We start from the raw sequence: 19469 nt of genomic DNA, 5'->3' as shown, positions 1-19469 counted from the left end.
CACAAAATAAAAGGTAGCTACCCATTTTAGGAAGCTACCTTTTTATTTTTGCTACTATTCTTTCTAGTAATATCGATTAATGCATATGATTCACTAATTTATTATATTGTTCTTCAGTTAATGATTCATTTGAAGATGCTAGTGTTTCACCAATCACTTCTTTTAAAGACGATTTTGAAGAGACGGTTTCTGCGTAATCTCCTCTAATTGTTGGTCCATCTATGATATTCACACTACCATCTGTAAAATAAACAAGTCCTATACTCTTGATTTGACGTTTTAAGTGTTCATTTATTTTATCTTCTAATACTTTGGCATTTTGAGAAGATTGTTCATATGGATCATAATTATAAAATTCAAAAATCACTGAGTTATTTTTGATACGTTCTATAAATGTATAACTTGTTTTTCGTGTTGTTTGAAATTGTGAATGATATTGATTCGCAATGTAGCGACCGACAGTTTGATTTACTGTGTCTTCATTATTAGATAAAGATTCTAAGTTAGGGTCTACATTAAAATGGTAGAACGTTTTTTGTTTCCAATTTTTAACATTAATGTTGAAGAGCCCTTTATCAGTTATCACGATATAATCGAATGTTCTTGCATATTCAAATAACGGATGTTTTACTGCAAGATTACTTGTAGCAATGATGTCATAAAACTTAATCTTAGCGTCTGTTTTGTATTGTGATAAAATTTCATTTAAATCCTGTTTGGCTTTTCTTAATCCATGATGATATGTATCGTTATTTGCATCAATATCTAACATCTGATTTTTTAAGTATGTGTTTTCACTCGTAACCATACTGATTTTATTAACTAATTGATTCTTAGAATATATTTCAGTATCAAGCTTATGTTTCATAAGGTGATGATTTATAAATACAATAATAATTAATAGAACAATTATTATAAGTAAAATAGAAAATAAAAACATGTGTATCATCCTAATCTTAATTTAATTTTTAACAAGGTTTATTTTACGCCTTTCTTTAAAGTAGTACAAATTGTATTTATTAAATTGTTATAAAAAATACAATAAAATCATTATTAATAACAATTGTAATGATTTGTGTGATTAATTCTATAATAAAAGTTAACAAAGTGAACGTTTGAACAATGATTTATAGTTTTACTTATGACTATAAATAGATATAATAAATTATGCGCAATATAAATAGTGTAGATGGAGGACGACAATTTGAGTGCTATTAAAAGTTATCTCGAGCAAATTACTGAGAAGATCAATGAAAATGAAATTATCGCATTTGATAATCATCCTGCTGCTTATAAAATAATTGATCAATTATTTTATAATGGAATTAAAATCTCAGTGATTAGTTATTCTACGGATATTATTAAATATGTAGCTAAACATACAAATTTTAATATTATATTATCAAATGGTGTGGTTAGCAGTGAATATCATATTATAGTAGGTACAGATGTTGCCCAAACATTTTCAAAATATCGTATTAGTCGGTATTTTGCTGCTATGCCTTATATGGCAGATAATTCATTATATCAGACTATACCTGAAGTAGCTGAAATTCAAGTTGCGCTAATACAAAGTGCTGATCAATTTTTGCTTATTAATAGACCTGAATTTTTAAATACCAGATTAGCACATGATTTTATACATATAGGTGATTTTTAAAATTAAATGTGTTTTATTTCACATTTTCATGTTTTATACATTGAAAAACACTTCTACAAATTATATAATGAATATTATTGGAAACGCTTACTTTGATAGGAGGTGCTCATTTGCCAGATACTAAAAATAATAATATTAAACAAATTGTAGAGACGCTAAATGAAAATGTAGCTAGTTTATTTAAATATAATGGTGAAGTTGCTAAACAATTATTTTTGCATGATAAATTTAATTTAAATGGAAAAGTAGACATAAGTGTTGAAAGAAAATTTTTAGGGGAAGTTTTAAAATATATACCTAAAACATTTAAATCTGTGCTATATGATGGCACATCCTCAACGTCTGATTTCACGAAAATTGATTTTCCTAAAGTGACACACGCTAATATCTTTGATAATGAAGATATCATTATGACGATTATTGTTTATGATGTAGAAGATGAAGATTGGATGTTTAGATGGAATCATAATATTAGGATGCCTGAGAAACATATTTATTTCCATTCAATTAAATGGGATGTAGATTATGTTAAACCAGAAATTGTCTTGATGTATGAATTGTTGGATCCTATCGATTATCATCAAATTCCCAATTATAGAAGTGTCATTGATTCATTAAGTTATTATCAATTCGTTATCTTGCGCTTAGTTGTTGGAGATGAACGTATTAACCAAGCATTAATTTCAGAAAAGAAAGCAATATAAAATCCTTCAAATCAGAATGTCAGTCTTTTAACTAAAGCACATTTGATTTGAAGGATTTCTTTATTTAATATTTATGAATGCATCGTGTTAGATTTTTAAACATTGACCATTATAGCAGTATTCATATGTTGATTTAACCGCTTTTTCTGCATCTGTTACATCTATACCGAACATGATAGATATTTCCGAAGCACCTTGGTTCATCATTTTTAAATTTATATTAGCTTCGGCAAGCGCATGCGTTATTGTATTGGCTGTGCCGACAATTCTATGCATACCTTCACCTACGATCATGAGTACAGCTAAATCGTGCTCTACACTCAACTCATCAACATCACAACGTTCGCGAATATCGTTCAAGACTTGCTCTTCTCTATGTTGAATTTCTTTTGAACGCATTATGATACTGATACTGTCTATACCTGAAGGCATGTGATCGAATGAAATCTCATAATCTTCAAGTACACCTAATATTTTACGTGTAAAACCAACTTGCCTATTCATTAAGTATTTTTTGATGTTCAGTACTGTGAAATCTTTGTCACAACTAATACCACTGATAACGTTATTAGAGTTGATTTCTCTATCATGACGAATATATGTCCCTATATCATTAGGTCTATTTGTATTTTTAATAACGACAGGAATTCTATCTTTATGCAATGGCTGCAGTGCTTCATCATGGAAGACACCAAAGCCGGCGTATGAAAGTTCACGCATTTCTCTATAAGTAATTTCGTCAATCACTTCAGGATCTTTTACTATAGAAGGATTGGCTCTGAAAATACCAGATACATCTGTGAAGTTTTCATATATATCTGCTCTAACACCTCTAGCGACAATTGCTCCAGTAATATCAGAACCGCCACGTGGGAATGTAACAATGTAATTTTGTCTTGAAAGGCCAAAGAAACCGGGAATAATTAATTTTTCATCATATTCTCTTAATTTATACAATGCTTCATAAGATTGATCTAAGATTTGGGCATTTTGGGGTAAATCTGTAACAGTTATGCCAGCATCTCCGGGCGAAATATAACGGGTAGGGATGCCTTGACTGTTATTATACTCAGCGATCAATTGAGCATTAAAGTTTTCTCCACAAGATAATAAAGCATCTAACAAACGAGAAGGTTTGTCTTTTAATGTAGCAATGTAAGATTCTAGTGTTTGATCAATCGTAGATAGTAATGTATCACTCATATGTAATTCATGAATAATATCGGCATAGCGCTGAATGATTTCTTCTTTTTTAGAAACATAGTCTAAACGATCAATTACTTTTTCGTATAGACGAATTAATAAATCAGTTGTTTTCACATCTTCTTTATGTCGTTTGCCTGGTGCAGAAACAATAGTGATTTTTCTATCTTCGTTCGAATTAACAATATTTAATACTTTCTTTATTTGTTCTGCATTAGAAACAGAACTTCCTCCAAATTTTGAAACTTTCATAGTGACATACAACCTTTCTAAAAAATCAGAAAATTTTGTTTAGTTTTTATCACGAGAGTGATAGGATAGATATACGATTTAGATTTTCAAGCTTTACAAAAATAATGAATGAATTTATACTATACCATATTCAAGTATTTTTCAACTGTACAATTGTATTTTTTAGAAGAACAATCGGAGGAATGAATTTATGAAGGAATTAAATGTAGCCCTGCTCGGTTTAGGTACTGTAGGTTCAGGTGTAGTAAAAATTATTGAAGAGAATAGAGAACAAATTAAAGAAACAATGAACAAAGATATTAATATTAGACATATCTTGGTACGCGACAAGAGTCGTTCAAGACCTATAAATGTTTCGAAGTATCATTTGACGGAAGACATTGATGAAATATTAAATGATGATTCAATTGATATCGTCGTAGAAGTCATGGGTGGTATTGAACCAACAGTAGATTGGTTGAAACGTGCTTTAAGCGAGAAAAAACATGTTATTACAGCAAATAAGGATTTATTGGCAGTTCACTTGAATGTATTAGAAGAATTAGCTCAAAAAAATGATGTAGCTTTAAAATATGAAGCAAGTGTTGCAGGTGGTATACCAATCGTCAATGCGATAAATAACGGTTTAAATGCAAATAATATCAGTAAATTCATGGGTATTTTAAATGGAACATCAAACTTTATTTTAAGTAAAATGACACAAGAAGAAACATCATTTAAAGATGCTTTAGACGAAGCGCAAAGATTAGGTTTTGCTGAAGCAGATCCTACTGATGATGTTGAAGGCATCGATGCAGCAAGAAAAGTAGTAATTACGTCTTATTTATCATTTAACCAAGTCATCAATTTAGCTGATGTAGATAGACATGGTATTAGTGACGTTGAACTTTCAGATATTAAAGTAGCCGATGAATTAGGCTATAAAATCAAATTAATTGGTAAAGGTACATATGAAAATAGCCAAGTACAAGCTTCTGTAGCGCCAACACTAGTTAATAAATCGCATCAATTAGCTTCAGTTGAAGATGAATTCAATGCAATTTATGTTATCGGTGATGCTGTCGGTGAAACAATGTTTTATGGTAAAGGTGCAGGTAGTTTAGCTACAGGTAGTGCTGTAGTAAGTGACTTATTGAATGTCACATTAAACTTTGAAACGAATTTGCATACATTACCACCACACTTTGAATTGAAAACTGCAGAAACAAAAGAAATGATGGATGACGAGGATACAATTTCGTTTAAAGATAAAGAAAGTTATTACTTAGTAGTCCAAACAGATGGTGAAGAAATAAATAAAGTTGAAACTCAAATTAAAAGTATATTACCTTTCCATAAATCATTATCAGTATCAGAGCGTGATGCGCATACTGTAGGTATAGTCATCGTTGGTATCGATGAAGCACCAGAGACCTCTATTACAGAGTCAGGTTATATTGTTAAGAAAATTTATCCAGTAGAAGGGGTTTAATATTTATGAAAAGATGGCAAGGATTAGTAGAAGAATTTAAATCATATTTACCCGTAAATGAAGCAACACCACAGTTAACATTAAATGAAGGACATACCCCTTTAATTTACTGTGAGAACATGTCAGAGATGCTTGATATTGAATTACATGTGAAGTATGAAGGTGCAAATCCAACAGGTTCGTTTAAAGATAGAGGTATGGTTATGGCTATGGCCAAAGCAAAAGAAGAAGGCAAAAAAATAGTGATTTGTGCTTCTACAGGTAATACATCAGCATCAGCTGCAGCATACGCTGCACGTGCTGGTTTAAAAGCAATCGTTGTAATACCAGAAGGGAAAATTGCTTTAGGCAAATTATCTCAAGCTGTTATGTATGGTGCTGAAATTGTTTCAATAGAAGGCAATTTCGATGAAGCTTTAGAAATTGTTCAAGAAGTTGCTAAAAATGGTGAAATTGCACTTGTAAATTCAGTGAATCCATACCGTATTGAAGGTCAAAAAACAGGTGCCTTTGAAGTAATTCAACAATTGGACGGTGTTGCCCCTGATATTTTATCTATACCAGTAGGTAATGCTGGAAACATTTCGGCTTATTGGAAAGGTTTTAAAGAATATCACGACAAGCATGATACGCAATTACCTAACATGTACGGATTCCAAGCTGAAGGTGCTTCGCCAATTGTACAAAACAAAGTAGTGAAGGATCCTGATACAGTTGCAACAGCAATTAGAATAGGGAACCCTGCAAGTTGGGATAAAGCGACAAATGCATTGAATGAATCTAATGGATTAGTCGACAGTGTAACTGATGAAGAAATCTTAGAAGCATATCAACTTATGGCACGAAAAGAAGGCGTCTTTAGTGAACCTGCAAGTAATGCTTCAATCGCGGGATTAATTAAACTACACCGTTCTGGAAAACTACCAAAAGGTAAAAAGGTAGTAGCTGTATTAACAGGTAATGGCTTAAAAGATCCTGACACTGCAATTTCTTTATTAGATAACCCTATTAAACCTTTACCAAATGATAGAAAGAGTATTCTAGACTACATCAAAGGAGCACTATAGCATGAGCGATAGGTTATATTTAAAAATTCCGGCATCTACTGCAAATTTAGGTGTCGGTTTTGATTCTATAGGAATGGCTTTAAATAAATTTTTATATTTAGATGTGAAAGTAAGTAAGAATAATGTTTGGACATTTAACCATAACGGCCCAAATGTTGAAGGATTACCAACTGATGACAGTCACTATATTTTCCAAGTTGCTCAAAAGGTTGCGCGTAAGTATAACGTTACTTTACCCAACTTAGATATAGAAATGAGAAGTGAAATTCCATTAGCGAGAGGATTAGGTTCTTCAGCCTCTGCATTGGTAGGTGCGCTTTATATTGCTAACTATTTTGGTGACATAGAATTGTCTAAGTATGAATTGCTTCAACTTGCTACAGAATTTGAAGGGCATCCTGATAATGTCGCACCTACGATATATGGTGGTTTAGTACTCGGGTATTATAATCCAGATACAAAGGTTACAGATGTGTCTTATATTGACACACCGAAAGTAGATATTATTATCACAATTCCATCATATGAATTGAAGACAACTGACTCAAGAAATGCGTTGCCTGATACTTTTTCACACAAAAAAGCGGTTCAAAACAGTGCAATAAGTAATACGATGATTAGTGCACTCATACAGCATAATTATGAACTTGCTGGCAAGATGATGGAGCAAGATGGCTTCCATGAACCTTATAGACAGCATTTAATACCTGAGTTCCAATCGATTAAAGCGATTGCTAAACAGTACCAAGCCTATGCGACAGTAATAAGTGGTGCAGGGCCTACAGTATTAAATTTAATTGCACCTGAACGTAGTGGTGAGTTGGTAAGAGAATTAAAGCATGAATTTGAAAGTTGCCGATCTGAACTTGTTACAATCAACGAATCTGGTGTAGAAACTAAAGTATTGTACCAACATCTTTAATTTGGTGTAGTATAGAATGAAGATGTTGAAAGGAGATAGGCAACATGAGTAAATATAAAGTAATAGTAATGGATATGGACGATACGTTGATGAATGCTGAAAATAAAGTCAGCCCTGAGACAGAATCTTATTTAATTGAGATACAAAAACAAGGGTATAAAGTTATTTTAGCTTCAGGTCGTCCAACTGAAGGTATGCTACCCACTGCGAAATTGTTAGAGTTAGATCGACATAATAGTTATGTGATTAGTTACAATGGTGGTCAAACAATCAATGTTCGTGATGAAGCGGTTGAAGTGAGCCGAGCAATAACGAAAGAAAATTTTGATTTAATTGTAGATTTTTGTAGAAAACATGAATTGTTTGTTTTAACTTATCAAGATGGTCACATCATATATGAAGGTGAACACGAATACATGAACATTGAATCAGAGCTTACTGGTTTACCAATGAAGCATGTAGTTGATATAAAGGCGTATATTCAATCAGATGTGCCTAAAATTATGGGCGTTGATTATGTTTCTAAAGTTTCAGCTATTAACACTGAATTAGATGGCAGTTTCAATGAAGCTGTAGATGTTACAACAAGCAAACCTTACTTTTTAGAATTTATGACAAAAGACGTATCTAAAGGAAATGCAATTATTGCTCTATGTGAGAAATTGGATATAGATATAGCACAAGTCGTCGCATTTGGTGATAGTTCTAACGATATATCAATGCTTGAAGTTGTAGGCTATGCAGTAGCTATGGACAACGCAAATGACGCTGTGAAGGCTGTAGCTGATGAAATTACTTTAAGTAATATTGATAATGGCATTCCACATACGTTACAAAAAATAATAAAATAGGCTTGGATTTAAGTTTAGTTTATATTTGTTCAATTTAAAAAATCACCAATTCCTTGGCATATCAAGCCATTGAATTGGTGATTTGTTTTATGAATAGAGCAATCGTCTAAAGTTCGTTTACGTATTTATTTTGCTGTATGTGTCCATTCATTTTTACCGCGATGTCGTTTAACATGCGCGTATACCTGATCAGCTGCATAATCTAAATTTGTGTAGACTGTAATAGAAAATGCGGATTGATTCTCTTCAAAATCTTCTTCGAGAAATAAATCTTTAAGATGGTTAAAAAGACTTTCCATTTGTGAATGGTCTAAACTACTATACTCCCTTAATGTGCGTTTAATTAAGCGGTTATGTCTATCTTCAAGTGATTGCACAACAATAACGAAGCGTTCCTCAGTTTCTAAAATATCGTCAAATAAATTCGTTTGTCCAATCATAATTTCCACCTCTAAGTTACGTTTATTATTATAATCCATTATACTATATTTCTCTTCAACTGAAAATATCATCGCCTTATAGATTTGAATATGTGTTGAATTCAATAAACACGATTTATTATAAAAGAAAAAGCATTGACCCAAGAAACAAATAATTGCTTCAGTGCATCAATGCTAAGACATTAACTGTAATCGTGACTCTTTAAATCCAACTCTTCAAGTTTAACAATTTTAGTTTTTTTGAAATACTTATGACTAAAGTAAACAATAGCTAAAATCACCATAGGGAAAATATTTCGGAATAATGCTCCGAAATCACCAGCCATTACAGCACCAAATGAATTTCCAACAAATAAGAATAGTAAAGCAAGAATTACAATGATAGGTCCTAATGGGTAAAATGGTGCTTTATAAGGAAGTACATCATCAGGATTTTTATTTTGTTTTTTAATTGCTGACCGTAATCTTATTTGTGCTAAAATACTGGATCCCCAAATTACAATGACTAAAGAACCAATGATATTAAGTAATGTAAAAATAATATCAGATTTGAATTGGGCGATAATAATTATAGCTAATACAATGATAAAAGTAACAAAAAGTGCAGCCATTGGTAATTTTGTAGTTTTATTTAATTTACCTAAGAATCTTGGCGCTTGCTTATCTTCTGCCATTGAGAATAGCATACGACTCGTAGTATAGATACCTGAGTTCGCTGCAGATAATAATGCAGTTAAAATTACAGCGTTAATTACAGATGCTGCAAATGCAATACCTACACGGTCAAATACAATTGTAAATGGACTTTGCGCTACTGATTCACTTTTGTTCAATAACATTGGATCAGTATAAGGAATAATTGCTGATATGACAGCTATTGATAATACATAGAATAATAAAATTCTCCAAAATACTTGTTTAATTGCTTTAGGCATTGAACGATGCGGATTGGAGGATTCTCCAGCCGTTACAGCAACAACCTCAGTACCACCAACTGAGAAACCTGCGACCAGTAATACGCCTAAGAAGCCTGAAATTCCACCAACAAAGGGTGCTTCTCCGCTTGTGAAATTGCTTAAACCATATGTTTTACCACCTAAGATACCAACAATAGTTAATACACCAATCACAATAAATACAACAATTGTGATAACTTTTATAAGTGATAACCAAAATTCTGTTTCACCAAAAGCTTTAACTGAAAAAATGTTCAGTAAAAAGAGTAAACATAAAAAGATAATACTCCACGTCATTGGTGAGAAGAATTGAAATACATCCCAATAATAAAGTACGCTTGCAGATATAATGATATCAACACTCGTTACGAGTAACCATATTGCCCAATATAACCAACCCATCGTAAAGCCTAATGAACTATCCACGAAACGGGTAGAGTATGAACTGAATGACCCCGAAACAGGATAAAACGTAGCTAATTCACCGATAGATGACATTAAGAAATATAGCATTACGCCAATAATCAAGTACGCCAATATTGCGCCGCCTGGACCAGCTTGAGATATAACATTCCCAGTTGCTACAAATAAACCAGTACCAATGGCGCCGCCTATTGCTATCATTGAAATATGTCGAGAGTTAAGACCACGATTCATATTATTTTGTGCCATAAAAAATCTCCTATAATCTATTGAATTTTATATATACAGTCCATTTTAATGCTTTTAAGTGATACAAGCAATGCCTTTTATGACTTAAAATTCATAAAATATTTAAATATTTAGAAAACTTTCACATATTTCAATGATACTTTGTTGCTTTTAAAATCATATTACATTAAAATAAGTGCTAGATAATAATTATTATTATTTAGAAAATCGAGGGGGAATTTTTATGAGTAATGATAAAAAATTGACAAGCCTTTTTGGTGCGCCAGTCTCGGACAGAGAAAATAGTATGACGGCAGGACCTAGAGGACCACTATTAATGCAAGATTGGTACTTTTTAGAGCAAATGGCTCATTTTGATAGAGAAGTTATTCCAGAACGACGCATGCATGCGAAGGGTTCTGGAGCATTTGGTACATTCACAGTAACAAATGATATTACAAAATATACTTCTGCAAGTATTTTTTCAGAAGTTGGGAAACAAACAGAAATGTTTGCACGTTTTTCAACGGTAGCTGGAGAACGTGGGGCAGCAGACGCTGAACGTGATATCCGTGGGTTTGCTTTGAAATTTTATACGGATGAAGGTAACTGGGATTTAGTAGGTAATAACACACCAGTATTCTTCTTTAGAGATCCTAAATTATTCGCGAGTCTTAACCACGCAGTAAAACGTGATCCACGAACTAATATGCGTAGTTCGCAAAACAATTGGGACTTTTGGACTTCGTTACCAGAAGCATTACATCAAGTAACAATCTTGATGTCAGATAGAGGGATTCCAAAAGGTTTTAGAAATATGCATGGCTTTGGTTCTCATACTTATTCAATGTACAATGACAAAGGTGAACGTGTATGGGTGAAATTCCATCACAGAACTCAACAAGGCATTGAAAACTTACAACCTGAGGAAGCAGCAAGCGTTATTGCTAACGATAGAGAATCATCACAACGTGATTTATTCGAAGCAATCGAAAATAAAGATTATCCAAAATGGAAATTATATATTCAAGTGATGACTGAAGAGCAAGCAAGAAATCATAAAGATAATCCATTCGATTTAACTAAAGTTTGGTATAAAGGTGATTATCCGCTAATTGAAGTTGGTGAATGGGAACTTAACCGTAACCCTGATAACTACTTCCAAGATGTTGAACAAGCTGCATTTGCGCCAACAAACATTGTTCCAGGATTAGATTTTTCACCGGATAAAATGTTACAAGGCCGCTTATTCTCATATGGTGATACACAACGTTACAGACTGGGTGCTAACCATTGGCAAATTCCAGTAAACCAACCTAAAGGTGTAGGTGTTGAAAATATTTGTCCATTCAGTAGAGATGGTCAAATGAGAATTTTAGATAATAATCAAGGCGGTGGCACACACTATTATCCAAATAGTGATGGTTCTTTTGAAGATCAACCACAATTTAAAAAACCTGGATTACCAATTGAAGGCGAAGCATATGAATATGATTATAGACAAGATGATGACAATTACTTCGAACAACCAGGTCGCTTGTTTAGATTACAATCTAAAGAGCAACAAGAGCGTATATTTGTAAATACTGGAAATGAAATGCAAGGTACTACATTAGAAGTTCAACACCGTCATATCCGTCACTGTTACAAAGCTGATAGTGAATATGGTAAAGGCGTGGCGAATGCATTAGGTATTGATATCAATGATGTAGATTTAGAAGTAGCAGACTAAGTTAATATGATGGGTATTAACTTTTTAAGATTTTTAAAACCTTAAAGCAGAATTTATAATTAAAGGTAGCTTCCAATATAATGGAGGCTACCTTTTTATGTTATCTCGTTTTAATTCCTAAAAAGTTTTGTGAATAAAAATGGAGTTTACCGCAATTATTGCACATTAGTGCAATTAACGGCGTTGCATCATTTCCTAATGAAGCTGTTAATAAGGGCGCGAAATAATGCCCATTTAAAATCTCGATTTTGGGATGTTCACAATTACAAATACTTTTGTCTTTTGTTTTTGTCGTTATTGAATTAATGATATGACTTTTCTGCTCGTCTGACATGTGGCGATTTTCCATAAAATTCTCCTCCAATAATAGATACTTATACTATTATAAGATGTTTTACGGTTGATTAGAAGACTGCGTAAAAATTTAAAAGTGACAATTAAGTTGTAAAATGTTAATTAACACTTATTAATGACCTATAAGATTTGAAAGCTATGGAATGCATGGCAAAAGGGTTTATTTATGTGTGATGATCTAATCAAATTTAAGATTTCAAATAAAAATAAACGCAGCCCTATTATGAAAAGACTATAGATAATGAAATAAACAAAAAAGATATTCTCAATAAAAATGATTATAAAAAAATAGAGCCTGGGACATAGCACATGTCCTCAGGCTCATTTTTATATTGGCAGTGGCTGACTGAATTGAAAATGCGCTTATATCAAGCTTTTTTCAGTTCTAGTCAGCTGTGCCGGGGTGGGACGACGAAATTTTATTAGAAAAATTAGATTTCTGTCCCACTCCCTATCTCCGTTCTTAGGCGTCTCCATTACGGAAACACCTTTATTTCTGGAACTTAACAAATCATTTAAGTTCTGTATTACTTTTAAATATGTCGTATTCAAAAGATAAGGTCTAACATCATATTATTTTGTTTCGCGATGTAACGTATATTTGTTTAATCTTGGGCAGAATTTTTTAAGTTCTATACGCTCAGGATTATTACGTTTATTTTTAGTAGTAATATAGTTACGCTCGCCAGACTCAGTACAAGCCAATGTAATATTTACGCGCAAAGTTGACACCTCTTTCTTAACAGGAATGATTACGCTTTAAAATTCTATCATATAAATTATTCAATTTCAATTACTTTTCTAAAAATATATACATTAAAGAAAATACGAATTATCTCATTCAAACAAATTGTAATAAAGATTTGAATTTAGAACTTTCTATTTGATTAATTAAATAGATGTGTTATGATTTAAAACGAAATGATTACGATTTAAAAGGAGAGACACATTAATGGCAAAAAAATCAAAAATAGCAAAAGAACAAAAAAGAGAACGGTTAGTCGCTCAGTATTATGAATTACGTCAAGAATTGAAAGCTAAAGGAGATTATGAAGCTTTAAGAAAATTACCACGAGATGCCTCACCAACAAGATTAACACGTCGTTGTAAAGTTACTGGAAGACCTAGAGGTGTTTATAGAAAATTTGCAATGTCTAGAATTGCTTTTCGTGAATATGCACATAAAGGACAAATTCCAGGTGTTAAAAAATCAAGTTGGTAAATACGACCCAAGTTCGTTTACATTTATAGTAAAACAATGTATATTATCAATTGGTTAAGATAAATTAAAAAGTTATTGTTCGGAATCTGATGTAAAAACATGTATTTTCCTTATATAATATTTAAAATCATCATGAAAATCTTACCATTATATTATTGTTTTATTAAAAATGTTAGGGGTTTGTTAAATTATGAAAATTTTTGATTATGAAGATATCCAGCTGATACCAAATAAATGTATTGTTGATAGTCGCTCTGAATGTGATACAACTGTTAAATTTGGTTCAAGAAACTTTAAATTGCCGGTAGTACCAGCAAATATGCAAACAGTGATGAATGAAGAATTAGCAGAATGGTTTGCAGAAAATAATTATTTTTATATTATGCACAGATTTGACGAAGAGGCTCGTATTCCATTTACTAAAAGGATGCAAGATAAAGGTTTGTTCGCATCTATTTCTGTAGGAGTGAAAGAACGTGAATTCGGTTTTGTTGAAAAATTAGCAGCAGAAAAAATAATCCCTGACTATATTACAATTGATATTGCACATGGTCATTCAGATTCAGTCATTAATATGATTAAACATATAAAAACACATATTCCAGAGACATTTGTAATAGCTGGTAATGTGGGCACACCTGAAGGCGTTCGTGAACTTGAAAATGCCGGTGCAGATGCTACGAAAGTAGGTATAGGCCCTGGTCGCGTTTGTATTACTAAAATTAAAACTGGTTTTGGAACTGGTGGCTGGCAGTTATCAGCACTCAACCATTGTAGTAAAGCAGCACGAAAACCAATCATCGCTGATGGTGGTATCAGAACACATGGTGATATCGCTAAATCAATTCGCTTTGGTGCATCAATGGTAATGGTGGGCTCATTATTTGCAGCTCATGAAGAATCTCCTGGCGAAACTGTTGAATTAGATGGTAAAATGTATAAAGAATACTTTGGTAGTGCTTCTGAATTCCAAAAAGGCGAACACAAAAATGTTGAAGGTAAAAAAATGTTTGTTGAACACAAAGGTTCTTTATTGAATACTTTAATAGAAATGCAACAAGATTTACAAAGTTCAATTTCGTATTCAGGTGGCAAAGATTTGAATGCATTAAGAAAAGTGGATTATGTAATTGTTAGAAACTCTATTTTTAATGGTGATAGAGACTAGTTTTATAGTGGGTGTATAAAATCAGAAAAATTTTATTATATATAGTTGTTTTGTTAATCATAGTATTAGTCGTTCCAATCAAAGAAACAACTCCTATGACATCGTTACAACAACAGTTTAAATCAAAAGTAGATGGTTGGACATCTGAACAATCTGCTTCTGATGATGCGTTGAAAGTGCCGAGTGAACAAGAATTTGCTGTGAATAATATTCAAATGAACATGACTAAAGATGAAGTTGACAAAAAGTTAGGAGACGCACAACGTGTGACTTCTAATGAGTACGGTACAAATTGGCATACTTACTACTCTGGTGATTATAGATCATTTGTGATGGTGAGTTACATTGATGATAAAGTAAATGCACTTTATAGTAATCAGAATGTGATTTCATCAAAATCAAAAATTAAATATGGAACACCCAAAGAAGTCGTTAGAGATAGATTAGGTGAACCTATTACTGAAAAAGAAAAAGGTCATGTAAAATTTGATGTGCAAGATGACGAATTCGACAATTTCCATGATGATCAGATTTATACAACAGCTTTTTACGACAAACATGAGAACAATAACTTAACTGCACTTTTACAAGTTAGTGAAAAAATGGAAAACCGCTTACAACAACAATACGCTGCACCATCAGAAGGGTTAGCGCAAAGTTTCGAATTACAAAACTTTGATTTAGTAAACGCTGAGAGAGTCCAACGTGATTTAGCCTCGTTAAATTATTCGGATAGTATTTCTGATACTGCTAGAAAACATAGTGTAGATATGGCAGAGCATGATTATTTTGATCATGATAATTTATCAGGTGATTCACCATTCGACAGATTAGAAGCTGACGGTCATGATTTTAATGCAGCAGGTGAAAATCTAGCTTATGGTCAAACAAGTAGCATTTATGCACACCAAGGTTTAATGAATTCATTGGGACATAGAAAGAACATACTAAAAAAAGAATTCAAAACATTAGGTGTAGGTGTCGACTTTAATGAAGATAGACAACCTTATTGGACTGAAAATTACAGTGGATAGTGTTTATTGATTGTTATAAGAGGGTATCTTATAATTTGTGAGGATGAATAAGTTATGACAACAAATAAAAAAGATAAAACAGAAGATATACTTGAAAAAGTAAAAGAAGTCTTAGATAAAAAAGACAAAAAATAAGAGGTTGAGCTCATTGCTCAATCTCTTATTTTTGTGAGAGTGTTTTTAAAGGATTCAATTTATAATTACATTTCTCTAAATAAGCCTACAACTTTACCTAATACAGTTACATGTTCTAAATAGATAGGTTCCATTGTACTATTCTCAGGTTGTAAGCGATAACGTGTCTTTTCTTTATAGAACCGTTTAACAGTAGCTTCATTTTCTTCAGTCATAGCAACAATAATATCTCCATTTTCAGCGATTGTTTGGCTTCTAACGATTACTTTATCGCCATCTAAGATACCTGCTTCAATCATACTGTCTCCAACGACATTGAGAATGAAAATATCACTATTATGAGTTGAAGTGAAGTGTTCGGGTAACGGGAAATATTCCTCAACATTTTCTACGGCAGTAATCGGTATACCGGCTGTTACTTTACCGATTACAGGAACATGAATAGTTTCTTCCATATTTAAAGTATCACCTAATTGTTCTGATACAATTTCAATTGCACGAGGTTTAGTAGGATCTCTTCTTATATAACTCTTTTCTTCTAATCTTGATAAATGACCGTGCACTGTAGAACTTGATGCTAATCCTACGGCTTCACCAATCTCTCTTACACTTGGCGGATATCCTTTTGAATGAACTGTTTGTTTTATATATTCGAAAATTTCACTTTGTCGCTTTGTTAACTCTCTCATAGTAGGCACTCCCTAGATTAATTTGTTTTTATTATAGCATGCATATATATATATTACAAACGTTTGTTCGTTTCTTGTTGACTCGGAACAAGTGTTCTGGTAAGGTGTAAATACAAACAAACGTTCTAGGAGTGGCTATTAATGTTGAAAATATATAAACACCAAATAAAAGCGTATGTAACAGTGTTACTTGTTACGATGCTATTAAGCACATTATTTATTTTAAGTGCACATAACAATGCAGAATCAGAACAGACGTACGAAATGACCGATCATCAAATAACGCATGAACCAGCACAAAGCGAACAATACAATGTGAAAATCGAAGAGAATAGCGAACACGAACAACAACCGGTTATAGCAGCGGTTAAATAATTTTTTAAATAGAAGTGATTTGGGAAAGCAAGTATGTTAATAGTAAATAGGGATAAAGTGAGCGAAACGATTTAGTTTCGCTCACTTTTTTGTTATATTTTTCCTAGATTATAAATTACGGAGGTTAACTATGGCTAACAAGGGTAGCGTAGATTTAGAACGTATTAATGAATTAGCAAAGAAGAAAAAAGAACAGGGACTTACTCAAATTGAAGCCAAAGAGCAATCTAAGTTGCGCAAAGCTTATTTAGACGAATTTAGAGGCAAGTTCAAGCAACAAATTGAAAGTACTAGAATTATTGATTCAGAAGGAAATGATGTTACACCTAATAAAGTGAAAAAAATATTAGATTCTAAAGACAAAGAAGATAAAAACTAAATCAATTTTTTGTTAAATAGAAGAAAAATAATGTATAATGGTATTGAATCTTGCTAGAAGAAAGGAAGTCATGTTAGATGAATATAGAAAAAGATCAATTAGCGATAGATACGATTAGAGCGTTAAGTATCGATGCTATTGAAAAAGCAAACTCAGGTCACCCTGGATTACCAATGGGCGCAGCTCCTATGGCCTATACTTTATGGACGCGTCATTTAAACTTTAACCCCCAATCAAAAGATTTCTTTGATAGAGATCGCTTTGTATTATCTGCGGGACACGGGTCTGCGTTATTATACAGTTTATTACATGTTTCAGGTAGTTTAGAATTAGAAGAGCTAAAACAATTTAGACAATGGGATTCTAAAACACCAGGTCATCCTGAATTTAGACATACGGATGGCATTGAAGTAACAACAGGTCCACTTGGACAAGGTTTCGCTATGTCAGTTGGTATGGCAATGGCAGAAAAACACTTAGCTGGTAAATTTAATAAAGATGACGCACAAGTTGTAGATCATTATACTTATGTACTTGCTTCTGATGGTGACTTAATGGAAGGTGTTTCACATGAAGCTGCTTCATTAGCAGGTCATAGTCAATTAGATAAACTAATTGTTTTATATGATTCAAATGATATTTCTTTAGATGGTGATTTAGATAAAGCATTTTCTGAAGATGTTAAAGGTCGTTTCGAAGCATACGGTTGGAAACATATTTTAATTGAAGACGGTAATGATATCGAAGCAATTGATAAAGCAATTGAGGAAGCGAAGTCTAATGATGTACCTACAATAATTGAAGTTAAAACAATTATTGGTTATGGTGCACCAAACAAACAAGCTTCTCATGGTGTGCACGGTGCGCCATTAGGTGAAGACGAAAGAAAATTAGCTTTCGAAAATTATGGTTTAGATCCTGAAAAACGTTTCAATGTGCCTGAAGAAGTATATGAAATTTTCCAACAAACTATGCTAAAACGTGCTAACGAAAACGAAGAAGCATGGAATAAACTTGTTGAAGAATATAGTAGTAAGTACTCAGATTTAGCTGAAGAATTTAAACTAGCTATTAGTGGTAAATTACCAGTAAATTATAAAGATGAGTTACCAAACTTCGAAGCTGGCCATAGTGGTGCTTCTCGTGCTGATTCTGGTGAAGTAATACAAGCGTTAAGTAAAACAGTACCTTCATTCTTTGGTGGGTCAGCGGACTTAGCTGGTTCTAACAAATCAAACGTAAAAGATGCGGCTGATTTTGACAAAGATACACCAGAAGGCAAAAATATTTGGTTTGGTGTGCGTGAATTCGCAATGGGAGCTGCAGTAAATGGTATGGCTGCACATGGAGGATTACATCCATACGGTGCAACATTCTTCGTATTCAGTGACTACCTAAAACCAGCACTTCGTTTATCATCAATCATGGGCTTAAATTCAACATTCATCTTTACGCATGATTCAATTGCTGTTGGTGAAGATGGTCCAACACATGAACCAATCGAACAATTAGCTGGTTTACGTGCGATTCCTAATATGAATGTGATTCGTCCTGCAGACGGTAACGAAACACGTGTGGCTTGGGAAGTAGCTCTAGAATCAGAAAGTACACCAACATCATTAGTATTAACGCGTCAAAACCTTACAACAATGGACTTACCAAAAGAAACAGTTGAAGAGGGCGTACGTAAAGGTGCTTATGTAGTGTTTGAATCTGATAAAGAAGCAGAATTCTTATTATTAGCAACAGGATCTGAAGTTAATCTTGCTGTAGATGCAGCAAAAGATTTAGAAGCACAAGGTAAAGGCGTTCGTGTTGTATCAATGCCTAACTGGAATGCATTCGATCAACAATCTGCTGAGTATAAAGAATCAGTATTACCATCATCAATTACAAAACGTGTAGCTATTGAAATGGCTTCACCACTTGGTTGGCATAAATATGTCGGCACACAAGGCAAAGTCATCGCAATTGATGGATTTGGTGCAAGTGCGCCTGGCGATTTAGTAATTGAAAAATATGGTTTCACTAAAGAAAACGTATTGAATCAAATACAAACATTCTAATTAATATAATTAATTATTTAAATTGTTGGTATGAGAGCGAAAGTTCTCATACCAATTTTTATTATTAGATATAAAGCATAGCTTATATTTACAAATTGATTTTGTAATTGATATAATACATAAGGTTGAAAAAATATA

20 protein-coding genes are annotated in these 19469 nt (G+C 32.8%); 13 read left to right on the top strand and 7 right to left on the bottom strand.

Annotated elements, in window-relative coordinates:
- Positions 1–76: 76 nt before the first annotated feature.
- The gene (locus ACP3TL_RS05230) at positions 77–940 is read right to left on the bottom strand and encodes a hypothetical protein (RefSeq protein WP_069832832.1); all 864 of its coding nucleotides are present in this window, start codon (positions 938–940) and stop codon (positions 77–79) included.
- A 264-nt stretch (positions 941–1204) separates the two neighbouring features.
- Between ACP3TL_RS05230 and ACP3TL_RS05225 the strand changes: the two genes are divergently transcribed.
- Positions 1205–1660 (top strand): sugar phosphate isomerase family, encoded by a 456-nt coding sequence (locus tag ACP3TL_RS05225; RefSeq protein WP_069815920.1) that lies wholly within the window; start codon positions 1205–1207, stop codon positions 1658–1660.
- 110 nt (positions 1661–1770) lie between these two features.
- Positions 1771–2364: a hypothetical protein gene (locus ACP3TL_RS05220; RefSeq protein WP_069815918.1), complete on the top strand. Its 594-nt coding sequence runs from the start codon at positions 1771–1773 to the stop codon at positions 2362–2364.
- An 87-nt stretch (positions 2365–2451) separates the two neighbouring features.
- On the opposite strand, the gene ACP3TL_RS05215 is transcribed toward ACP3TL_RS05220, so the two are convergent.
- Positions 2452–3819: an aspartate kinase gene (locus ACP3TL_RS05215; RefSeq protein ID WP_285325650.1), complete on the bottom strand. Its 1368-nt coding sequence runs from the start codon at positions 3817–3819 to the stop codon at positions 2452–2454.
- Positions 3820–4009: 190 nt separating this feature from the next.
- Between ACP3TL_RS05215 and ACP3TL_RS05210 the strand changes: the two genes are divergently transcribed.
- From ACP3TL_RS05210 to ACP3TL_RS05195, 4 genes are read left to right on the top strand one after another with little or no spacing between them, the layout of a single operon-like run.
- On the top strand, positions 4010–5290 hold the full coding sequence (locus tag ACP3TL_RS05210) for a homoserine dehydrogenase (RefSeq protein ID WP_069815914.1): 1281 nt from the start codon (positions 4010–4012) through the stop codon (positions 5288–5290).
- A gap of 5 nt (positions 5291–5295) precedes the next feature.
- Positions 5296–6357 (top strand): threonine synthase, encoded by a 1062-nt coding sequence (gene thrC / locus ACP3TL_RS05205; RefSeq protein ID WP_069832829.1) that lies wholly within the window; start codon positions 5296–5298, stop codon positions 6355–6357.
- 1 nt (position 6358) lies between these two features.
- Positions 6359–7279 (top strand): homoserine kinase, encoded by a 921-nt coding sequence (gene thrB, locus ACP3TL_RS05200; RefSeq protein ID WP_069815910.1) that lies wholly within the window; start codon positions 6359–6361, stop codon positions 7277–7279.
- Between the two features lie 44 nt (positions 7280–7323).
- Positions 7324–8130 (top strand): Cof-type HAD-IIB family hydrolase, encoded by an 807-nt coding sequence (locus ACP3TL_RS05195; protein WP_069815908.1) that lies wholly within the window; start codon positions 7324–7326, stop codon positions 8128–8130.
- 125 nt (positions 8131–8255) lie between these two features.
- On the opposite strand, the gene ACP3TL_RS05190 is transcribed toward ACP3TL_RS05195, so the two are convergent.
- Both ACP3TL_RS05190 and ACP3TL_RS05185 read right to left on the bottom strand, forming a co-directional pair.
- Positions 8256–8570: a hypothetical protein gene (locus tag ACP3TL_RS05190; RefSeq protein ID WP_002507777.1), complete on the bottom strand. Its 315-nt coding sequence runs from the start codon at positions 8568–8570 to the stop codon at positions 8256–8258.
- 182 nt (positions 8571–8752) lie between these two features.
- Positions 8753–10198 (bottom strand): amino acid permease, encoded by a 1446-nt coding sequence (locus ACP3TL_RS05185; protein ID WP_069815906.1) that lies wholly within the window; start codon positions 10196–10198, stop codon positions 8753–8755.
- Positions 10199–10421: 223 nt separating this feature from the next.
- Between ACP3TL_RS05185 and ACP3TL_RS05180 the strand changes: the two genes are divergently transcribed.
- Entirely contained in the window at positions 10422–11909 is a 1488-nt protein-coding gene (locus ACP3TL_RS05180; RefSeq protein ID WP_069815904.1) for a catalase, read from the top strand.
- A 100-nt stretch (positions 11910–12009) separates the two neighbouring features.
- Here ACP3TL_RS05180 and ACP3TL_RS05175 read toward each other — a convergent pair whose 3' ends face one another.
- Positions 12010–12258: a hypothetical protein gene (locus ACP3TL_RS05175; RefSeq protein ID WP_069815902.1), complete on the bottom strand. Its 249-nt coding sequence runs from the start codon at positions 12256–12258 to the stop codon at positions 12010–12012.
- A gap of 578 nt (positions 12259–12836) precedes the next feature.
- The gene (gene rpmG, locus ACP3TL_RS05170) at positions 12837–12986 is read right to left on the bottom strand and encodes a 50S ribosomal protein L33 (protein ID WP_002507773.1); all 150 of its coding nucleotides are present in this window, start codon (positions 12984–12986) and stop codon (positions 12837–12839) included.
- 229 nt (positions 12987–13215) lie between these two features.
- On the opposite strand from rpmG, the gene rpsN reads away from it, so the two are divergent.
- The 3 genes from rpsN to ACP3TL_RS05155 all read left to right on the top strand — a co-directional run bounded on the left by rpsN (position 13216) and on the right by ACP3TL_RS05155 (position 15687).
- Entirely contained in the window at positions 13216–13485 is a 270-nt protein-coding gene (rpsN, locus tag ACP3TL_RS05165) for a 30S ribosomal protein S14 (protein WP_069815900.1), read from the top strand.
- 190 nt (positions 13486–13675) lie between these two features.
- Positions 13676–14653, top strand: a complete 978-nt coding sequence (gene guaC, locus ACP3TL_RS05160) for a GMP reductase (protein WP_069815898.1) — start codon at positions 13676–13678, stop codon at positions 14651–14653.
- 11 nt (positions 14654–14664) lie between these two features.
- Complete coding sequence (locus ACP3TL_RS05155; protein WP_285325651.1) at positions 14665–15687, top strand: CAP domain-containing protein; 1023 nt, start codon at positions 14665–14667, stop codon at positions 15685–15687.
- 200 nt (positions 15688–15887) lie between these two features.
- On the opposite strand, the gene lexA is transcribed toward ACP3TL_RS05155, so the two are convergent.
- Positions 15888–16511, bottom strand: a complete 624-nt coding sequence (lexA, locus tag ACP3TL_RS05150; protein WP_069832155.1) for a transcriptional repressor LexA — start codon at positions 16509–16511, stop codon at positions 15888–15890.
- 141 nt (positions 16512–16652) lie between these two features.
- Between lexA and sosA the strand changes: the two genes are divergently transcribed.
- The 3 genes from sosA (at position 16653) to tkt (ending at position 19331) form a co-directional block, all read left to right on the top strand.
- Positions 16653–16886 (top strand): DNA damage-induced cell division inhibitor SosA, encoded by a 234-nt coding sequence (gene sosA / locus ACP3TL_RS05145; RefSeq protein ID WP_069832154.1) that lies wholly within the window; start codon positions 16653–16655, stop codon positions 16884–16886.
- 130 nt (positions 16887–17016) lie between these two features.
- On the top strand, positions 17017–17265 hold the full coding sequence (locus tag ACP3TL_RS05140) for a DUF896 domain-containing protein (RefSeq protein ID WP_069815891.1): 249 nt from the start codon (positions 17017–17019) through the stop codon (positions 17263–17265).
- Between the two features lie 77 nt (positions 17266–17342).
- Positions 17343–19331 (top strand): transketolase, encoded by a 1989-nt coding sequence (gene tkt, locus ACP3TL_RS05135; RefSeq protein WP_069815888.1) that lies wholly within the window; start codon positions 17343–17345, stop codon positions 19329–19331.
- Positions 19332–19469 lie beyond the last annotated feature (138 nt).

Source organism: Staphylococcus caseorum (assembly GCF_049943195.1).
Taxonomy (GTDB): Bacteria; Bacillota; Bacilli; order Staphylococcales; family Staphylococcaceae; genus Staphylococcus; species Staphylococcus equorum_A.
This window is presented reverse-complemented; position numbering and strand designations above follow the sequence as displayed.